Below are 16,702 nucleotides of genomic sequence, written 5' to 3'. Positions count from 1 at the left end.
AACAAAAAGGGGCCAAACTGATGGTTGGCCCCTTTTTCTATTTGCACGTCCGCAATCGTCAGCTCAGGTGCTTGAGAAGCAGATCCGCGAACGCATGCGGGCTTTCCACCGACGGGACGTGACCGATATCCTCCAGAATCACCGGATCGGGAGAGCTGCTGAATTGCGCAAGGGCTTTCAGTGACTCCGGCGGTGTGGCCAGGTCCTCGGCGCCGCCGATCAGCAGTAACGGCACATCGCGGCCGTGGAGTTTATCGCGAAAATCCGCCTTGCCCAGCATCTCGCACAGCTGCGCATAGCTATTGTCGTCACCGCGCCCCATGATCACTTTCCAGCCTTCGAGCAGGGCGGGTTGTTCCTTGCAGGCCGCCCGACCGAACCAGCGCGGTACGATCTCCCCGGCCATGGCGGCAAGACCCTTGGCGCGAACGTTGGCGGCACGCAGATTCCACGCTTCCGCGGTGCCGATGATGGCGCCGGTGTTGGTCAGCGTGGCCGAAATGAGTCTGTCGCTGTGTTCGGCAAGCAGCTGCTGGCCGATCACTCCGCCGATAGACGTACCGGTAAAGTGGAAGGCCTGGGCTCCGACCGCCTGGGCGAGGGTCAGCGCTTCCCGGGCCAGATCATCCGGGGTGATTTCCCCGGCGTCCTCCGGCCAGGCGCTGCTGGCGCCGTGGCCGGGGAGGTCCCAGGTCAGTACCCGAAATTTGCCCAGCAGGGCCGGCAGCATGTCGTCCCAGACACCCTGGGTCATGCCTAGCGGGTGGGCCAGTACCATCAGGGGCTTCTCGCTATCACCGAGCAGGCGGTAGCAGATGGTTCGGCCGTTATGGTTCAGAAATGACATGGAAGCTCCTTCGGTCAGACCCGTTCAATCAGTGTAGCAATACCCTGACCCACACCCACACACATGGTGCACAGGGCATACCGGCCGCCGGTGCGTTGTAGCTGGTGGGCGGCCGTCATCAGCAGGCGGGCACCGGACATGCCCAACGGGTGGCCAAGGGCGATGGCACCGCCGTTAGGGTTCACCCGGGGATCGTCATCGGCGATGCCCAGTTCACGCAGAACCGCCAGGCCCTGGGCGGCGAAGGCTTCATTCAGCTCGATCACGTCGATGTCCTCGATGCTGATGTTTTGCTTTTCCAGCAGCTTCTGAACCGCTGGTACCGGGCCGATGCCCATAATGCGGGGTTCGACACCGGCGGTGGCCATGCCCAGGATTTTCGCCATGGGCTTGAGGCCCTGCTGTGTCACTGCCGCTTCGCTGGCCACCAGCATCGCGGCGGCGCCGTCGTTGACGCCGGAGGCATTGCCCGCGGTCACACAGCCATTGTCACGGAAGGGCGTGGGCAGGGAGGCAAGCTTTTCCAGGGTAGTGCTGCGGGGATGCTCGTCGGTGTCGAACACCAGCGGGTCCTGCTTCCGGCGCGGGATGGCGACTGGCACGATTTCCTCGGCAAATACACCTTCCTGCTGTGCCCGGGCGGTTTTCTGCTGGGAACGGAAGGCGAAAAGATCCTGATCTTGCCGGGAAATATTGAACTGTTCGGCGACGTTCTCCGCTGTTTCTGGCATGGAGTCGATGCCGTACTGCTTTTTCATCAGCGGGTTCACGAAGCGCCAGCCGATGGTGGTGTCCTCAATCTTCTGGCCCCGGGAGAAGGCGCTGTCCGCCTTGCCCATGACGTACGGGGCACGGGACATAGACTCCACGCCGCCGGCCAGGACCAGATCCATTTCACCGGCGCGGATGGCGCGGAAGGCAGTGCCCACGGCGTCCATGCCGGATCCGCACAGCCGGTTGAGGGTGGTACCGGGCACGGACGTGGGCAAACCGGCCAGCAACGCGGACATGCGAGCCACGTTGCGGTTGTCTTCACCCGCCTGGTTGGCGCTGCCCATCATGACCTCGTCGATGGCCGCCGGGTCCAGATCCGGGGCCTGCTCAAGTACGGCCCTGAAGATATGTGCCGCCAGGTCATCCGGGCGCACACTGGCAAGGGTGCCGCCGAAGCGGCCAATGGCCGAACGGCGGGGATGGCAGAGAAATACGTCAGTCATGGTGAGCCTCACTGTTGACCGGAATGGTGGGCATTGGTGCGGGCTTTCAGGTCCCGTAGCACTTCCAGTTCTTCGGCAGTTGGCGCCTGGGTCGTTTCCAGCTGGTCCGCGAAGCGGATGTCCCAGCCGGTGGCCTCGATCACGTCTTCCCGGGTCACATTCGGGTGCAGGGAGGTGACCACCAGCTCCTTGGTTTCCGAATCCGGCTTGAGGATACACAGGTCGGTGATAACCACCGTGGGGCCGCGGCCGATGTTCGGGACGTTGTCCCGGGCCTTGCCATCACGGCCGAAGCCAACGGTGGTCACGAAGTCCACGTCCTTCACGAAGGTGCGCTTGGAGTGCTTCACGGTAATGAACACTTCCTTCGCGTTAGTGGCAATTTCCGGGGCGCCACCGCCACCGGGCAGACGAACCTTTGGTTCGCGGTAATCGCCGATCAGGGTGGTGTTCAGGTTGGCGAAACGGTCGATCTGGGCGGTACCCAGGAAGCCGACGCTGATGTGGCCGCCTTGCAGCCAGTACCGGAACATCTCGGGTACGGAAACCGTGGTCAGGGCCGATTCGCACAGCTCGCCGTCGCCGATGGACAGGGGCAGCACGTCCGGCTTGGTCTGCAAGGTGCCGGATTCGTAGATCAGGGTCACATCCGGAGCGTGGGTCAGACGCGCCAGGTTAGCCGCCTCACTGGGCAGGCCGATACCCACAAAGCAGGTCATCTCGTTGGTCAGCGCCCGGGCGGCGGTGACGCTCATCATCTCCGAGGAAGTAAATTCAAGGCTCATCTCACGCTGCTCCTTTCTCGAATACGTTGTCTTTCAGCCACGCCTGGAAGGTGTCGCGGTCGCGGGCGATGCCGTCCCAGTCCTTGTAGAAGGAGTTGTCACGGTCGTAATAGCCCAGGGCGTAGGAGGGTTTGGCACCTTTCGGAGCTTCGGCAATCGCGGTCACCGCCCAGGACGGCAGTACGCAGGCGTTCGCTGAGGCGCCCAGGTCGTCCACTATTTCCTCAACAGTGACAATGCTCCGTTTGGCGGCCAGCACTACTTCTTTCTGAATGCCGACAATGCCTTCAACCAGTACGTTGCCTTTGCGGTCAGCCCTCTGGGCGTGTATTACCGCCACATCCGGGCGAATGGACGGAACCGCCGCCAGTTTTTCGCCGGTAAACGGGCATTCGATGAACTTGATCTGGTCGTTGACTTTGGGCAGGTCGCTGCCCACGTAGCCGCGAAGCACTGCCAGCGGAAGGCCGGCGGCGCCGGCCTCATAGGCATTGGCCATAGCGGCGTGGCTGTGCTCCAGAATTTCCAGTTTGTTAGGCCAGCCTTTCTCAACGGCATCCCGCAGACGATGCAGGGAGCCGACGCCGGGGTTGCCGCCCCAGGAAAAGATCAGTTTCTTCGCGCAGCCGGCACCGATCATCTGGTCATACACCAGATCCGGGGTCATCCGGATCAGGGTCAGGTCGCGCTTTTCCTGGCGGATGATTTCATGGCCCGCAGCGAACGGGATCAGGTGGGTAAAGCCTTCCATCGCCACGGTATCACCGTTGTTGATGTGTTTGCTCACCGCTTCCTGGAGGGAGAGGAATTCAGCCATCGCAGTGTCTCCATCGTGTTTCGGTTGAAAAGTTCGATATCCGAACATATGTTTAATATGCGAACATAATGGCGCGATTGGTTTTGTGTCGTCAAGTACAAATTTTCACCAGTTGGCAAAAATGCACGGATGTTCGGAGAGCGAACCAGCTGCTACCATGCGCCAGTACTGATATGCGATGGTCTGAATAAGGGGGCTAAAGGAGCCGGAATGGACGAACAGATTCTTAAGCCGGGAGACCGGGATTACGTGGGTGCTTTGGCGTCGGGCCTGGAGGTTCTGCAGGCGTTTGATGGTGAACATCCGCGCATGACCCTGAGTGAAGTGGCCGCCAGGACCGAGATGGACAGAGCCAAGGCGCGGCGATTTCTTCTTACCTTGCATGCATTGGGATTCGTGAAGCGTCTGGGTCGCCAGTTTGAGCTGACCCCCAGGGTTTTGCAGCTGGGCTACGCTTATCAGGCTTCGAACCAGTATCGGGCAGTCATTCAGCAGTATCTGGAAGATATTACCGCCGAGCTTGGAGAGTCTTCCTCGCTGGCCGTTCTGGATGGTGATGAGGTGGTTTACGTGGTGCGATCGGCAGCCCGGCATCGTCTGATGGCTATCACGCTTTCGGTGGGCACGCGTCTGCCTGCGGCTTACACTTCTATGGGGCGGGTGTTGCTGGCGCAGTTATCGAAAGAGGAGCTCACAGCATTCCTGGAGCGGGTGCGGTTGGAGCGATTCACCGATTCCTCGGTGACCGACAAGGATGCGTTGCGCAACGCGATCGACCAGGCGCGGGAGCAGGGCTATTCCATTGTCGATCAGGAGCTGGATTCGGGATTGCGTTCTGTGGCTGTGCCGGTGTTTGCCGGCAATGGTGAACTGCTTGGCGCGATCAATATCAGCACGAACGCTGCGCGAGTGGATATGGAAACGTTAATGAAAGTCTACCTGCCCAGGCTGCAGGAAGCCGCTGAGGCCGTAAGGAAGACGACACGTTAAGCGTGTCCTATTACGGGTAGCGCCCTGTCAGCCGGTTTTCCACCAGTTCTCCCAGAATGGTATTGGCCAGGCGCATAACCGCATTCGGGTTCTCGCCCCGCCGCCGAGAGGCGATCACCGGTGTGGTGATGTTGTTGTCTTCCAGAGGCATGTATTCCACACCCTCACGGTTCAACTTTCGAACCTGTTCTGGTACCAGGGTAAAGCCCATGTCCGAAGCCACCAGAGACAGCGCGGTCTGAAGGTCGTTGACCTGCTGGCTGACATGGATCTTCAGGCCGCGACGGTGAAACAGACCCTGGGTGATGTCCGCAAAGTTCGGGCCGGGGCCGGAAGGGAAGGTGACCATCGGCCATTCCGAGAGCTCTTTCATGGACGGTGGGTGACGACTCAGTGGATGGCCTGCCGGCAAGGCCGCAATAATCGGCTCGTCAAACAGGTTTTCCTGCTCGACATCCGGATCTTCAATTCTCAGTCGACCGAAGCCAATATCGATCTTGCCCGACTTGAGCGCCTCCACTTGCTCACGGGTTTTCAGCTCGTGCAGAACAATTTCGAGATTCTTGTTCTGCCGCAGCCGACGCACCATCAAAGGTAATTGCCCGTAGAACACGGACGGAACGAAGCCAATTGAGAAAATGGTTTTCCGGTGCTGGGCGATACGTCGGGTGTCCTCAACCGTGGCGCCAACCTTGTCCAGAATCTGCCGGGCCTGTTCCAGAAAGTAGTCACCGCCGGTGGTCAGATCCAGCCCCCTGGGTTTGCGGATAAACAACTCGACGCCGATCTCTTCTTCCAGCTGTTTAATCGCTCTGGTCAGGGGCGGTTGCGCAATAAACAGTTTTTCTGCCGCCCGGGTCAGGTTGCCCGCTTCTGCCACGGCAACGAAGTACCGCAAGTGTCGCAGCTCCATCCATACCTCCAGGGTATCGGTTGTTACTTAATCAATATTGGTTCACATTGGTGAAACTTCGTACTGTTCGAATCACAGGATTTTTAACTTGCGATTCGGAGAGCACATGTCCGCCACCATTCAGTCCATTGAAGCGATCCTGGTCGACATCCCGACCATCCGTCCTCACAAGCTTTCCATGACAACCATGGGGGTTCAGAGCATGGTGATCGTGCGGATGAAAGACTCCGACGGCCTTGAAGGCCTCGGCGAGGCGACCACGATCGGCGGTCTGGCCTACGGCCCGGAGAGCCCCGAAAGCGTAAAGCTTACCATTGAAACCTATTTCAAACCGCAACTGATTAACCAGCCCGCAGACAACATCAATACCCTGAGGGTAATGCTAAACCGCTCAACCCGCGGTAACAACCTGGCCAAATCTGCCATCGAGACTGCACTGCTGGATCTGCAGGGCAAGCGCCTGAACCGTCCGGTCTCGGACCTGCTTGGCGGTGCCATTCACCAGCACCTTCCGGTGCTCTGGACCCTGGCAAGTGGCGATACCGACAAGGACATCAAAGAGGCCCTGGGGCTGATCGAAACGCGCCGTCACTGCGATTTCAAGCTCAAGATCGGTTCCCGCCCGGTGATGGACGATGTTCGCCACGTCGCCGCAATCAAGGCAGCCGTGGGTGACAGCGCCAGTGTCCGTGTGGATGTGAACCAGGCCTGGGACGAAGCCACTGCCGCCAGGGGTATAGCGGAGCTGCAGGCTGCCGGTATCGATCTGGTTGAACAGCCGACTCCGATGAAAGACCACGCTGCGCTGGTGCGCCTGTCCGATAAATTCCATCTGCCGATCCTGGCCGATGAGGCCGTGGCGGATGCCAAGGATATGTACAACCTGGCCGCTGCCGGTTTCGCCGGTGCGGTCGCCATGAAGATTGCCAAGGCAGGAGGCCCAGCCCGGGTGCTGGAGCAGGCAGCGGTGGCTCAGGCCGCAGGTATTGGGTTGTACGGCGGTACCTTGCTCGAAGGCACCATCGGCACAGCCGCTGCACTACATGCCTGGTCCACTCTTGAGACCCTGAATTGGGGCACCGAGATGTTCGGCCCCCTTCTGATGAAAGACGACATTGTCGTCAATCCACTCAATTTCCACAGCAACGGTGTCGACTTGCCGCAGGGCCCGGGCCTGGGTGTCGAGATTGATGAAGACAAACTCAACCACTACCGCCGGAAAGCCTGAGGCGCCGGGACATTCCGAAAAACGGAGGAAAGCACATGCTGTTCAAAGTCGAGATGAAGGTAAATATCCCCCACGACATGCCCGCGGAAGTGGCCGCGGACATCAAGGCGCGGGAGAAAGCCTACGCCCAGGACCTGCAGAAGCAGGGCAAGTGGCGCCACCTGTGGCGGGTGGCCGGCAGCTACGCCAACGTCAGCATCTTTGATGTGGAAGACAACGCCGAGCTGCAGGACCTGATCAGCAACCTGCCCCTTTTTCCCTACATGGATATCTCTGTCGCGCCACTGTGCCGGCATCCGTCCTCGATTCACGAAGACGACCGTTAAGAAATCAATACACCGTTGCCAACTGATGAGCTGAATTGAGCAACAACAAGAACGCACCGAGGAGACCAACAATGACCGTCAAGACCATGCAAACTGCGGAAGTGAAGGACCTGCTGGAGAAAGTTGCCGGCTTCAACCAGGAAGGTGGCAACGAGCGTGTGAAGAAAATTGTTCACCGCCTGATGCACGATATTTTTCAACTCGTTGAAGACTTCGACGTTACCCCCGAAGAGTTCTGGCAGGCCGTCTACTACGTGGGCGATCTGGGCGCCAATGGCGAAGCCGCCCTGCTGGCCCCGGGCCTGGGTATGGACAAGTACCTGGACATCCGGATGGACGCCGAAGACGAGCAGGCCGGCCTCAACGGTGGTACTCCGCGCACCATCGAAGGCCCGCTGTACGTGGCTGGCGCACCGCTGAGCGAAGGCTTTGCCCGCATGGACGATGGCTCCGACGAAAACGCCGAGACCATGATCCTGACCGGCCAGGTCACCGACGAGAACGGCGAGCCGATCGCTAACGCCGTGGTTGATGTATGGCATGCAGACACCAAGGGTGCCTACTCCTACTTTGATCAGTCCCAGAGCGAGTACAACCTGCGCCGTCGCATCAAGACTGACGAAAACGGCCGCTATACCGCGCGTTCCATCATTCCGTCCGGTTATGGCTGCCCCCCCGAAGGTTCCACCCAGGCCCTGCTGAACCAATTGGGTCGTCATGGTAACCGCCCGGCGCACATCCACTTCTTTATCTCCAGGCCGGGCTACAAGCACCTGACTACCCAGATCAACCTGGCTGGTGACGAGTACACCTACGATGACTTCGCCTTCGCCACCCGTGAAGAGCTGGTGGTTGAAGCCAACCGCATCGAGGATCCGACCAAAGCCGAGCAGTTCGGTCTGAACAAGCCGTTCACCGAGGTGGAGTTCAACATTCAGCTGGTGTCCACCGACAAATCCGAGCTGCAAACCCGCCATGAGCGCAAGCGTGCTCTCGAAGGCGAAGCCGCGTAAGGAGGATTCATCATGACTCGTCAACTCGACAGGCTTGAAAAGCAGATTCGCGGGGCGGTGGAAGCCGACCCGAAAACCGGCCACTACCGCTGTGACCGCAGCATCTTCACCGACGAAGAACTGTTTGAGCTGGAGATGAAACACATCTTCGAAGGCAACTGGATTTTCCTGGCCCACGAGAGCCAGATCGAGAACCCGGGCGACTACTACACCACTATGGTGGGTCGTCAGCCGGTCATCATCACCCGGACCAAGGATGGCGAGCTCAAGGCGATTCTGAACACCTGTACCCACCGGGGTGCCACACTGTGCCGCAAGAAGCGCGGCAACAAAACGTCGTTTACCTGCCCGTTCCACGGCTGGACCTTCAAGAACGACGGTAAGCTGCTGAAGGCGAAGGACCAGAAGAAGGGCGGTTACCCGGACAGCTTCAATGTCGATGGTTCCCACGATCTGAAGCAGCTGCCGAAGTTCGAGAACTATCGTGGCTTCCTGTTCGGCAGCCTCAACTCCGACGTTCTGCCGCTGGAAGATTACCTGGGCGAGACCACCAAGGTCATCGACGCCATCGTAGACCAGGCTCCCGAGGGTCTGGAGATCCTGCGCGGCGCGTCCACCTATACCTATGAAGGTAACTGGAAGCTGACCGCCGAGAACGGCGCCGACGGCTACCACGTCAGCACCGTGCACTGGAACTACCTGTCCACCATGGGCCAGCGTAACTACGAGAAGGGCGGCACCGAGGCAGTAGACGCCAAGAGCTGGTCCAACGAGGGTGGTTTCTACTCCTTCGAGAACGGTCACATGATGCTGTGGACCCGCCTGACCAACCCGGAAGTGCGCCCGGTATACAACCAGCTGGAGCGCCTGGAACAGGAAGTGGGTGAGGCGCAGGCCGACTTTATCGTCCGCACCACCAAGAATCTGTGCCTGTATCCGAACGTGTACCTGATGGACCAGTTCTCCACCCAGATCCGGGTGCTGCGCCCGATCGACGTCAACAAGACCGAGATCACCATCTACTGCTGGGCACCCAAGGGTGAATCGGCCGAGAACCGCGCCAAGCGCATCCGCCAGTATGAAGACTTCTTCAACGTCTCCGGCATGGGCACCCCCGACGACCTGGAAGAATTCCGGGGCTGTCAGGAGGGCTACTACGCCAAGGGCGTGAAGTGGAACGACATGAGCCGTGGCGCCCAGCACTGGATCGAAGGTGCGGATGACTGGGCCAAGCGCATCGATATGAAGCCGATTCTCAGCGGCGCCAAGCCGGAGGACGAAGGTCTGTACGTGACCCACCACCAGCATTGGGTGGAAGAGATGACCAAGGCTGTCGAGACCGAGCGTGCGCGTTTCATTTCTCTGACCGAGGAGGCTTCCAAATGAGTATGTCTTTCGAGCAGATCCAGGCGTTTATCTACCGGGAAGCCCGTTTGCTGGACGACCGGGAGTGGGACGAATGGCTCACGTGCTACCACGAGGACGTCACCTACTGGATGCCGGCGTGGGATGACAACGACGAGCTGACCGAAGATCCCCAGACCGAGATCTCGTTGATCTACTACCCGAATCGTAACGGCCTGGAAGACCGGGTCTACCGGCTCAAGACCGAGCGTTCCGGCGCCAGCTCCATTCCGGAGCCGCGCACCGTGCACCTGACCAGCAACCTGGAAATCCTGGAGCGGAGCGGTGACACCGTGAAGCTGCGGTTCAACTGGCAGACCAACAGCCACCGGTACCACAAGACCCAGTCCTTCTTCGGCGTGTCTTTCTACACCCTGGACTGCAGTGGCGAGCAGCCGCTGATCACCGAAAAGAAGGTGGTTCTGAAAAACGATTACATCAATCAGGTGATTGATATTTACCACCTGTAATTGATGGGGAGAGCATCATCATGAGCTATAACATTGCACTTAATTTTGAAGACGGCGTTACCCGTTTTGTGTCCTGTAATGAGGGTGAAACGGTTCTGGATGCCGCCTACCGTGCGCAGATCAATCTTCCCATGGACTGTTCCGACGGTGTCTGTGGCACCTGCAAGGGCGCTTGCCGACAGGGCGAGTTTGACATGGGGGACGAGTATATCGACGAGGCACTGTCAGACGAGGAAGCCGAACAAGGCATGGTTCTGACCTGTCAGATGGTGCCCTCCAGCGACTGCGTGGTGGAGGTGCCGGTTGCGTCCACCATGTGCAAGACCGGTAACGCTGAAGTGACCGGTACGGTGGCCGAGGTAAACCTGATTTCGCCCACCTCGATCGAACTCAAGATCACGGCGGAAGATGACATCGCCTTCCTGCCCGGGCAGTACGTGAACATCCAGGTGCCGGGCACCGACCAGACGCGGGCCTATTCATTCAGCTCCAAGCCTGGCAGTCGGGACCTGAGTTTCCTGATCCGCAATGTGCCGGGCGGGTTGATGAGTTCCTGGCTGGTAGGCAAGGCCCGCACTGGCGACAAGGTCACCCTGACCGGTCCCATGGGCAGTTTCTACCTGCGACCGATCGAGCGCCCGGTACTCATGTTGGCGGGCGGCACTGGCCTCGCGCCTTTCCTGGCCAAGCTTGAGCACATGAAGGCCAACGGTTGTGATCTGCCGACGCATCTCATCTATGGCGTGACCAATGATGAAGATCTGGTGTGCCTCGATATCCTGGATCGGTTTGCCGAGGAGCTGGATAACTTCAGCTACATCACCGTGGTAGCCGGCGAAGAGAGCACCCATCCGCGCAAAGGGTATGTGACCCAGCACATGGATGAGGCTCCGCTGAATGAAGGCGATGTCGACGTCTACCTGTGTGGTCCGCCTCCCATGGTGGACGCGGTACTGGGCTACTTCCGCGAACAGGGCATCGAGCCCAACTCGTTCCACTACGAGAAGTTCACCCCGAGCGTTCCCGCCGCTGAGGAGAAGGTGGCATGACCCCGCGTTTCACCAATAAGGCGATGGTCGTCACTGGTGCGGTACAGGGCATTGGCCGGCGGGTGGCTGAGCTGGCCGCCGCTGAAGGTGCCCGACTGGTCCTGGTGGACATAGCGGACTACGTGCAGGGCGTTGCTGCCGAGCTGCGCGACCAGGGTGCTGAAGCCCTGGCCGTGCAGGCCAACCTGGAAACCTGGGAAGGCGCGGAATTGGTGATGGCCAAAGCCCATGACCAGTATGGCCGCATCGACATCCTGATCAACAACGTCGGTGGCACCATCTGGGCCCAGCCGTTCGAGCACTACCAGCCGGAACAGATCCAGAAGGAAATCCAGCGGTCCCTGTTCCCGACCCTGTGGTGCTGCCGCGCGGTTCTGCCCTACATGGTGGAGCAGAAGGGCGGTGCCATCGTGAATGTGTCTTCGGTTGCGACCCGGGGCCTGATGCGAGTGCCCTATGGCGCTGCCAAGGGCGGGGTCAACGCCATGACCGTGAACATGGCCTTTGAGTATGCCGAACACGGTATTCGGGTGAACGCCACAGCGCCAGGTGGCACTGAAGCGCCCCCGCGGCTGACTCCGCGTAACAGCGAAGAGCAGGGTGAACAGGAGAGAGCCTGGTACCAAACCCTGATTGACCAGACCAATACCAGCAGTTTCATGCACCGCTACGGAACCCTGGATGAACAAGCAGAACCGATCTTGTTCCTGGCCTCGGATGCGGCCAGCTATATGACCGGAACCATCCTTCCGGTAGCCGGCGGCGACTGCGGTTAACAAAGAAACGTTTCATCGGAACTCTCGACAAAAACAACAGCACTCGGAGAAACAGACCAATGAGAAACATAGACGTCAACGACGTTATCGATAACGCAGCATTCAACAAGTTCCACTGGAAGGTGCTCTTCTGGTGCACCCTGATCATCATTTTTGACGGTTATGACCTGGTGATTTATGGCGTGGTGCTGCCGCTGCTGATGGACCAGTGGAACCTCAATCCATACGTGGCCGGTTTGCTGGGCAGCAGTGCCTTGTTCGGCATGATGTTCGGTGCCATGGGCTTTGGCATGCTTTCAGACAAGTGGGGCCGCAAGAAAGTCATACTAATGTGTGTGGTCCTGTTCAGTCTGACCACCGTCATCAACGGCTTTGCCACCAACGCCTGGCAGTTCGGTATCCTCCGATTTATTGCCGGCCTTGGAATCGGCGGTGTGATGCCCAACGTGGTGTCGCTGATGAGCGAGTATTCGCCTGCCCGTAAACGCAGCACGCTCGTGGCGCTCATGTTCAGCGGCTACGCCGTGGGCGGCATGATGTCGGCAGGCCTGGGTATCTGGATCGTGCCCAATTTCGGCTGGGAGATCATGTTCTATCTCGCCATTGTGCCGATGTTGCTTCTGCCCCTGATGATCAAATACCTGCCTGAGTCGGTGGCATTCCTTATGGCGCAGAAACGTGAGGGAGAGGCGCGGGACGTTCTTTGCGAGGTGGCGCCGTTCAAAGCCATTAACGAGCAGGACGTTCTCATTGTTCCGCCGACCACAGAGAGCAAGGCGCCCGTGCTGGAATTGTTCCGGGGTGGTCGTGCCATGAGTACGCTGATGTTCTGGGTGGCTTTCTTCAACTGTCTGCTGATGGTGTACGCACTTGGTTCCTGGTTGCCGAAGCTAATGTCCGCTGCGGGGTATCCGCTGGATTCGAGTCTGATGTTCCTGATGGTGCTGAACATTGGCGCCATTGTTGGGGCCGTTGGTGGTGGCTGGTTGGCCGACCGGTTCTCGCTGCGCTCGGTTCTGGTGAGTTTTTTCATTCTGGGCTCGGGTTCGCTGATCACCCTGGGCTATGAAAACCCAATGTGGTTCCTGTATACCCTGATGGGCATTGCCGGCGCCACGACCATTGGTTCCCAGATTCTGCTGTACGCTTATGTGGCCCAATACTACCCAACCAGCATCCGGTCGACCGGGCTGGGCTGGGCTTCCGGGATCGGTCGAAACGGCGCCATTGTTGGCCCCATGTTGGGTGGCACTCTCCTGGCATTGGCACTGCCTCACCAAGTGAACTTCCTGGCGTTGGCAATCCCGGGCGCCATTGCCACCGTCGCCATTGCTCTCGTGGGCCGGAGATTTGGAGAGAAGTCTGTGCAGTCGGAGCCGGAGATGGTACTTGCCCCGACTAATTAATTGTGGAGCGTTGATGCACCCCTGAGGGAGACTGTCAGTCGAACCCCTCGTTTGCCCCGGCGCGTGAGTGTCCGGGGCTTTTTTCCGTTCCCGAAGATCAGATGAGAAGGAATTGAGCATGCCGCAGCTTTTCCGAGACATGTCCTTATCCGCCGTTGCGGCCGGTTTCCTGGCGGTGTTGGTTTCGTACGCTGGACCTTTGGCCATTTTCTTTCAGGCCGGCGCGGCGGCAGATATATCAACCCAGATGATGACGTCCTGGGTCTGGGCCATATCGATGGGCGCAGCGGTGTCCGGAATCCTGCTGTCGCTCTGGTTGAAGGCGCCCGTTGTAACCGCCTGGTCGGCCCCTGGCACGGCGCTTCTGGTCACACTGTTTCCGGAACTTTCCCTGAATGAGGCCGTAGGTGCTTACATCACAGCCGCTGTTCTCATCTTTTTCATTGGGGTCTCGGGCACGTTCGATGCGTTTGTACGAGCTATCCCAAAAGGCGTGGCGGCCGGGATGATGGCCGGGATTCTGTTCCAGTTTGGGGTTGAGGCGTTTACGGCCATTGAGTCCACTCCGGCGCTTGCAATTGGCATGGTGTTGGCCTACGTAGTGTTTCGGCGTCTGGTGCCGAAATATACGCTGGTTCTGCTTTTGATTGTCGGGATTGTGCTGGCTGTTTTGCTTGAGAATGCATCACTGGCGGGTGTCCGGCTGAGCATGGCAATCCCCCAATTCATCATGCCCGAATGGAATCTGGCTTCTACGCTGAGCCTCGCCATTCCTCTGGTGCTGGTCAGCCTGACAGGGCAGTTTCTGCCGGGCATGGCAATTCTGCAAGGTGCCGGGTACCGGGTGAAGGCCAAGCCGGTGATCGCTATTTCCAGTCTGGTATCACTTCCGATGGCCTTGTTCGGCGGGATAACAACGGTGGTTGCCGCCATTACCGCTGCGATCTGCACCGGCAAGGACGCCCATGAAGATCCCGCAAAACGTTACGTCGCCGGCGTGTTCAATGGCGTGTTTTACCTGGTCGGTGGCCTGTTTGCCGGCACCATCGTCGCGCTTTTTACCTCCTTGCCTGCTGCCTTTGTGGCAGTCCTGGCCGGCCTGGCCCTGCTAGGGGCCATTGCCAATAATCTGTTTGCGGCGCTCGAGGATGCGGGCCAGCGGGAGGCGTCACTGATTACGTTTATCGTGACGGCTTCCGGGCTGTCGCTGTTCGGGTTGTCCTCTGCCTTCTGGGGCGTGGTGATTGGTTTCGGATGCCATGCAATCGCACGAACCGGCCCAGCTAAACCCAGGTAAACGGAGTCCAAACGAAGAATATGATAAGCATGAATACATGCAAGGAGATGTTATGAATCAAAGTTTGGCTGCGATTGTAAATGCGCGGTTGCAGGGGCGGGAAGGTTTGTACCGACTGGCAATTGCCGAAGACCGATTCAGCGAAATCACGGCTCAGGAAGCGCCGGAGAAAGCTTCAGACAACGAGCTGGATGCCGGCGGTAACCTGGTTGTACCGCCGTTCGTTGAGCCACACATCCATCTTGATGCGGCCATGACCGCGGGTCAGCCCCGGTGGAACCAGAGCGGTACCCTGTTTGAGGGTATTGAATGCTGGTCCGAGCGCAAAGCCAGCCTGACTCATGATGATGTGATTGGCCGGGCTGAGCAGACGCTGAAGCTGTTCGCCGATAACGGAATTCAGCATGTTCGCACCCATGTGGACGTCACAGACCCCAAGCTGACGGGCCTGAAAGCCATGCTGGAGGTGCGTGAGCAAACCGCTGACACCGTAGATCTTCAGATTGTCGCTTTTCCCCAGGAAGGTCTCTGGTCATTTCCGCAGGGCAAGGAACTGATGGAGGAGGCGGTGCGTTTGGGCGCCGATGTGGTCGGTGGCATTCCTCACTTTGAATTCACCCGTGATTACGGCGTTGAATCGGTCCAGTGGCTGGTGGCGTTGGCCCACAAGCATGATCTTCTGGTGGACGTGCATTGCGACGAGATCGATGACCCCGAGTCCCGCTTCCTGGAAGTACTCGCTGCCGAGGCACTCAAGTTGGATTATGGCTCCCGGGTTACTGCCAGTCATACCTGTGCCATGGGCTCCTATAACGATCATTACTGCAGTCGGCTGTTCCGGTTGTTGAAAAAATCCGGTCTGCGTTTTCTTTCGATGCCTACCGAAAGCCTGCACCTGCAGGGGCGATTCGATGGTTACCCGAAACGTCGTGGCCTGACCCGTGTTCCGGAACTGTTGGATGCGGGACTTAAGGTAGCCTTCGGCCAGGATTCCATTCGTGATCCCTGGTACCCGCTGGGCAATGGCAACATGCTCCGTACCCTGGATGTTGGTCTGCACGCCTGCCACATGCTGGGTATGGGCTGGATTGACCGGTCGCTGGAGCTGATTACCGACAATGGTGCTGCGGCACTGGATTTAGAAGAATACGGTATTGAGGAAGGTCTTCCGGCTCGTTGTGTTGTGTTGAATGGCCAGTCGCCGTACGAGGTTCTGGTGGGGCAGTTGCCTGTGCTGGCGTCGGTACGTGATGGGCGGGTTTTGGTGAAGCGGCTTTAACCCTTCGAGTTCTGGTATCGGCCGCCAGGCCAGACTCGAGTCGTGGAGACCGCGCTATACTGTAAGCACGGTTCGTAACCCGGTGATGAATCCATGCGCAAGATAGATTCCTTAGCGTATTGGCAGAAGCAAGGCCCAGAGTTTTTTCGAGAGCTTTCCAGCTTTGGTGCCATGCCCGACGCGGTTATAAAAAAGCTCCTGGAAGAGGGGCGCGTGCTTAGCCTCAGTCCCGGCGACTCGCTTTACTCTGTTGGCGACCGAAGCGAGGCATTCTACATTGTGCTCAGCGGCAGAGTTGGTACCTGGATGCCGAGGAAAGATGGCGGCATGACCCTTGCCCGCTCTCACGAGCCGGGTGACGACATGGGGTTTGTCCCCATGATTGCGTTGGCAGATAGGCCTGCCAGTACCAGGGCCGATGAAGCATCGGTTGTTCTGGAAATCAGCTGTGTCCAGTTCCTTGATTTCCACCAACAAGATCCGGATGCCTTTGGTCTGATGCTCCTGAACCTCGTTCGTGGTATGGCCAGATCCATCATTACCATGGCGAGCGTGTTGGCGGAACAGGATGAGCAACTGCATCGGATGTATTCGGCGCCGTTCTCGCATCGCTCCAGATAAGCTGGCCCGCAATATGAGTAATTTCATGGGATTGTTGAGGACGCGGATATCAGACATTTTGATCGTTTCTTTTCTTCGTAAACTGAGCTAATTTAGCTTCCTAACATTCTTTTTTGGGCCACTGAACTTTTAAATGAAAACCGGTGTTTATGCCAATCACTCTCTCTACTCAACGGTAGCACTTCTAGCTGCCGGGCTGCGCCGTATTCGCCATTCCTTTCGCTGAATTCGTCGAAGAATCGTCGAATTCGGCGAGACCCTCTG

Annotated in this window: 17 protein-coding genes; 12 read left to right on the top strand and 5 right to left on the bottom strand. The window is 58.6% G+C overall.

Annotated elements, in window-relative coordinates; all coding sequences use genetic code 11:
* Positions 1 to 58: 58 nt before the first annotated feature.
* The 4 genes from WA411_RS00565 to WA411_RS00550 are packed head-to-tail and all read right to left on the bottom strand — an operon-like array spanning position 59 to position 3,666.
* Positions 59 to 847 carry an alpha/beta fold hydrolase gene (locus WA411_RS00565; protein ID WP_291905603.1) on the bottom strand — a complete coding sequence of 263 codons (789 nt, stop codon included), beginning with the start codon at positions 845 to 847 and terminating at the stop codon, positions 59 to 61.
* Positions 848 to 861: 14 nt separating this feature from the next.
* Positions 862 to 2,064, bottom strand: a complete 1,203-nt coding sequence (pcaF, locus tag WA411_RS00560) for a 3-oxoadipyl-CoA thiolase (RefSeq protein ID WP_291905604.1) — start codon at positions 2,062 to 2,064, stop codon at positions 862 to 864.
* A gap of 8 nt (positions 2,065 to 2,072) precedes the next feature.
* A complete protein-coding gene (locus WA411_RS00555) occupies positions 2,073 to 2,849 on the bottom strand; it encodes a CoA-transferase subunit beta (RefSeq protein ID WP_291905606.1) in 777 nt (258 codons plus the stop codon).
* 1 nt (position 2,850) lies between these two features.
* On the bottom strand, positions 2,851 to 3,666 hold the full coding sequence (locus tag WA411_RS00550; protein ID WP_291905608.1) for a CoA transferase subunit A: 816 nt from the start codon (positions 3,664 to 3,666) through the stop codon (positions 2,851 to 2,853).
* 210 nt (positions 3,667 to 3,876) lie between these two features.
* On the opposite strand from WA411_RS00550, the gene WA411_RS00545 reads away from it, so the two are divergent.
* On the top strand, positions 3,877 to 4,656 hold the full coding sequence (locus WA411_RS00545; protein ID WP_291905610.1) for an IclR family transcriptional regulator domain-containing protein: 780 nt from the start codon (positions 3,877 to 3,879) through the stop codon (positions 4,654 to 4,656).
* Positions 4,657 to 4,666: 10 nt separating this feature from the next.
* On the opposite strand, the gene WA411_RS00540 is transcribed toward WA411_RS00545, so the two are convergent.
* Positions 4,667 to 5,569: a LysR family transcriptional regulator gene (locus WA411_RS00540; RefSeq protein ID WP_291905611.1), complete on the bottom strand. Its 903-nt coding sequence runs from the start codon at positions 5,567 to 5,569 to the stop codon at positions 4,667 to 4,669.
* Between the two features lie 106 nt (positions 5,570 to 5,675).
* Here WA411_RS00540 and WA411_RS00535 point away from each other — a divergent pair, with 106 nt between their 5' ends.
* The 11 genes from WA411_RS00535 to WA411_RS00485 all read left to right on the top strand — a co-directional run bounded on the left by WA411_RS00535 (position 5,676) and on the right by WA411_RS00485 (position 16,438).
* Complete coding sequence (locus WA411_RS00535; RefSeq protein ID WP_291905613.1) at positions 5,676 to 6,797, top strand: muconate/chloromuconate family cycloisomerase; 1,122 nt, start codon at positions 5,676 to 5,678, stop codon at positions 6,795 to 6,797.
* A 35-nt stretch (positions 6,798 to 6,832) separates the two neighbouring features.
* Entirely contained in the window at positions 6,833 to 7,123 is a 291-nt protein-coding gene (catC, locus tag WA411_RS00530) for a muconolactone Delta-isomerase (RefSeq protein ID WP_291905614.1), read from the top strand.
* 71 nt (positions 7,124 to 7,194) lie between these two features.
* A complete protein-coding gene (gene catA / locus WA411_RS00525; protein ID WP_291905616.1) occupies positions 7,195 to 8,136 on the top strand; it encodes a catechol 1,2-dioxygenase in 942 nt (313 codons plus the stop codon).
* A 12-nt stretch (positions 8,137 to 8,148) separates the two neighbouring features.
* Complete coding sequence (locus WA411_RS00520; protein WP_291905618.1) at positions 8,149 to 9,522, top strand: Rieske 2Fe-2S domain-containing protein; 1,374 nt, start codon at positions 8,149 to 8,151, stop codon at positions 9,520 to 9,522.
* Positions 9,519 to 10,010, top strand: coding sequence for a benzoate 1,2-dioxygenase small subunit (gene benB / locus WA411_RS00515; RefSeq protein WP_291905620.1), 492 nt, complete (start codon positions 9,519 to 9,521; stop codon positions 10,008 to 10,010). Before WA411_RS00520 ends, benB begins: the two co-directional genes overlap by 4 nt.
* A gap of 20 nt (positions 10,011 to 10,030) precedes the next feature.
* Positions 10,031 to 11,059: a benzoate 1,2-dioxygenase electron transfer component BenC gene (gene benC, locus WA411_RS00510; protein WP_291905623.1), complete on the top strand. Its 1,029-nt coding sequence runs from the start codon at positions 10,031 to 10,033 to the stop codon at positions 11,057 to 11,059.
* Entirely contained in the window at positions 11,056 to 11,835 is a 780-nt protein-coding gene (gene benD / locus WA411_RS00505; RefSeq protein WP_291905624.1) for a benzoate diol dehydrogenase BenD, read from the top strand. The genes benC and benD overlap by 4 nt, the downstream gene beginning before the upstream one ends.
* Positions 11,836 to 11,894: 59 nt before the next feature.
* The gene (locus WA411_RS00500; protein WP_291905626.1) at positions 11,895 to 13,241 is read left to right on the top strand and encodes an MFS transporter; all 1,347 of its coding nucleotides are present in this window, start codon (positions 11,895 to 11,897) and stop codon (positions 13,239 to 13,241) included.
* Positions 13,242 to 13,359: 118 nt separating this feature from the next.
* Complete coding sequence (locus tag WA411_RS00495) at positions 13,360 to 14,538, top strand: benzoate/H(+) symporter BenE family transporter (protein WP_291905628.1); 1,179 nt, start codon at positions 13,360 to 13,362, stop codon at positions 14,536 to 14,538.
* 52 nt (positions 14,539 to 14,590) lie between these two features.
* The gene (codA, locus tag WA411_RS00490; protein ID WP_291905630.1) at positions 14,591 to 15,817 is read left to right on the top strand and encodes a cytosine deaminase; all 1,227 of its coding nucleotides are present in this window, start codon (positions 14,591 to 14,593) and stop codon (positions 15,815 to 15,817) included.
* A gap of 93 nt (positions 15,818 to 15,910) precedes the next feature.
* A complete protein-coding gene (locus tag WA411_RS00485; RefSeq protein WP_291905632.1) occupies positions 15,911 to 16,438 on the top strand; it encodes a Crp/Fnr family transcriptional regulator in 528 nt (175 codons plus the stop codon).
* The last annotated feature ends 264 nt before the right edge of the window (positions 16,439 to 16,702 follow it).

It is taken from the genome of Marinobacter sp. CH_CUG1437-1 (genome assembly GCF_037029655.1).
Lineage (GTDB): Bacteria > Pseudomonadota > Gammaproteobacteria > Pseudomonadales > Oleiphilaceae > Marinobacter > Marinobacter salsuginis.
This window is presented reverse-complemented; position numbering and strand designations above follow the sequence as displayed.

Bases quoted from the DNA above. Each gene is read 5' to 3' on its own strand.
- benC (WP_291905623.1), top strand. From the start codon at position 10,031: ATGAGCTATAACATTGCACTTAATTTTGAAGACGGCGTTACCCGTTTT.
- WA411_RS00495 (WP_291905628.1), top strand. From the start codon at position 13,360: ATGCCGCAGCTTTTCCGAGACATGTCCTTATCCGCCGTTGCGGCCGGT.
- WA411_RS00555 (WP_291905606.1), bottom strand. From the start codon at position 2,849: ATGAGCCTTGAATTTACTTCCTCGGAGATGATGAGCGTCACCGCCGCC.
- benB (WP_291905620.1), top strand. From the start codon at position 9,519: ATGAGTATGTCTTTCGAGCAGATCCAGGCGTTTATCTACCGGGAAGCC.
- pcaF (WP_291905604.1), bottom strand. From the start codon at position 2,064: ATGACTGACGTATTTCTCTGCCATCCCCGCCGTTCGGCCATTGGCCGC.
- WA411_RS00535 (WP_291905613.1), top strand. From the start codon at position 5,676: ATGTCCGCCACCATTCAGTCCATTGAAGCGATCCTGGTCGACATCCCG.
- WA411_RS00545 (WP_291905610.1), top strand. From the start codon at position 3,877: ATGGACGAACAGATTCTTAAGCCGGGAGACCGGGATTACGTGGGTGCT.
- catA (WP_291905616.1), top strand. From the start codon at position 7,195: ATGACCGTCAAGACCATGCAAACTGCGGAAGTGAAGGACCTGCTGGAG.
- WA411_RS00500 (WP_291905626.1), top strand. From the start codon at position 11,895: ATGAGAAACATAGACGTCAACGACGTTATCGATAACGCAGCATTCAAC.
- WA411_RS00550 (WP_291905608.1), bottom strand. From the start codon at position 3,666: ATGGCTGAATTCCTCTCCCTCCAGGAAGCGGTGAGCAAACACATCAAC.
- WA411_RS00485 (WP_291905632.1), top strand. From the start codon at position 15,911: ATGCGCAAGATAGATTCCTTAGCGTATTGGCAGAAGCAAGGCCCAGAG.
- codA (WP_291905630.1), top strand. From the start codon at position 14,591: ATGAATCAAAGTTTGGCTGCGATTGTAAATGCGCGGTTGCAGGGGCGG.
- benD (WP_291905624.1), top strand. From the start codon at position 11,056: ATGACCCCGCGTTTCACCAATAAGGCGATGGTCGTCACTGGTGCGGTA.
- catC (WP_291905614.1), top strand. From the start codon at position 6,833: ATGCTGTTCAAAGTCGAGATGAAGGTAAATATCCCCCACGACATGCCC.
- WA411_RS00520 (WP_291905618.1), top strand. From the start codon at position 8,149: ATGACTCGTCAACTCGACAGGCTTGAAAAGCAGATTCGCGGGGCGGTG.
- WA411_RS00565 (WP_291905603.1), bottom strand. From the start codon at position 847: ATGTCATTTCTGAACCATAACGGCCGAACCATCTGCTACCGCCTGCTC.
- WA411_RS00540 (WP_291905611.1), bottom strand. From the start codon at position 5,569: ATGGAGCTGCGACACTTGCGGTACTTCGTTGCCGTGGCAGAAGCGGGC.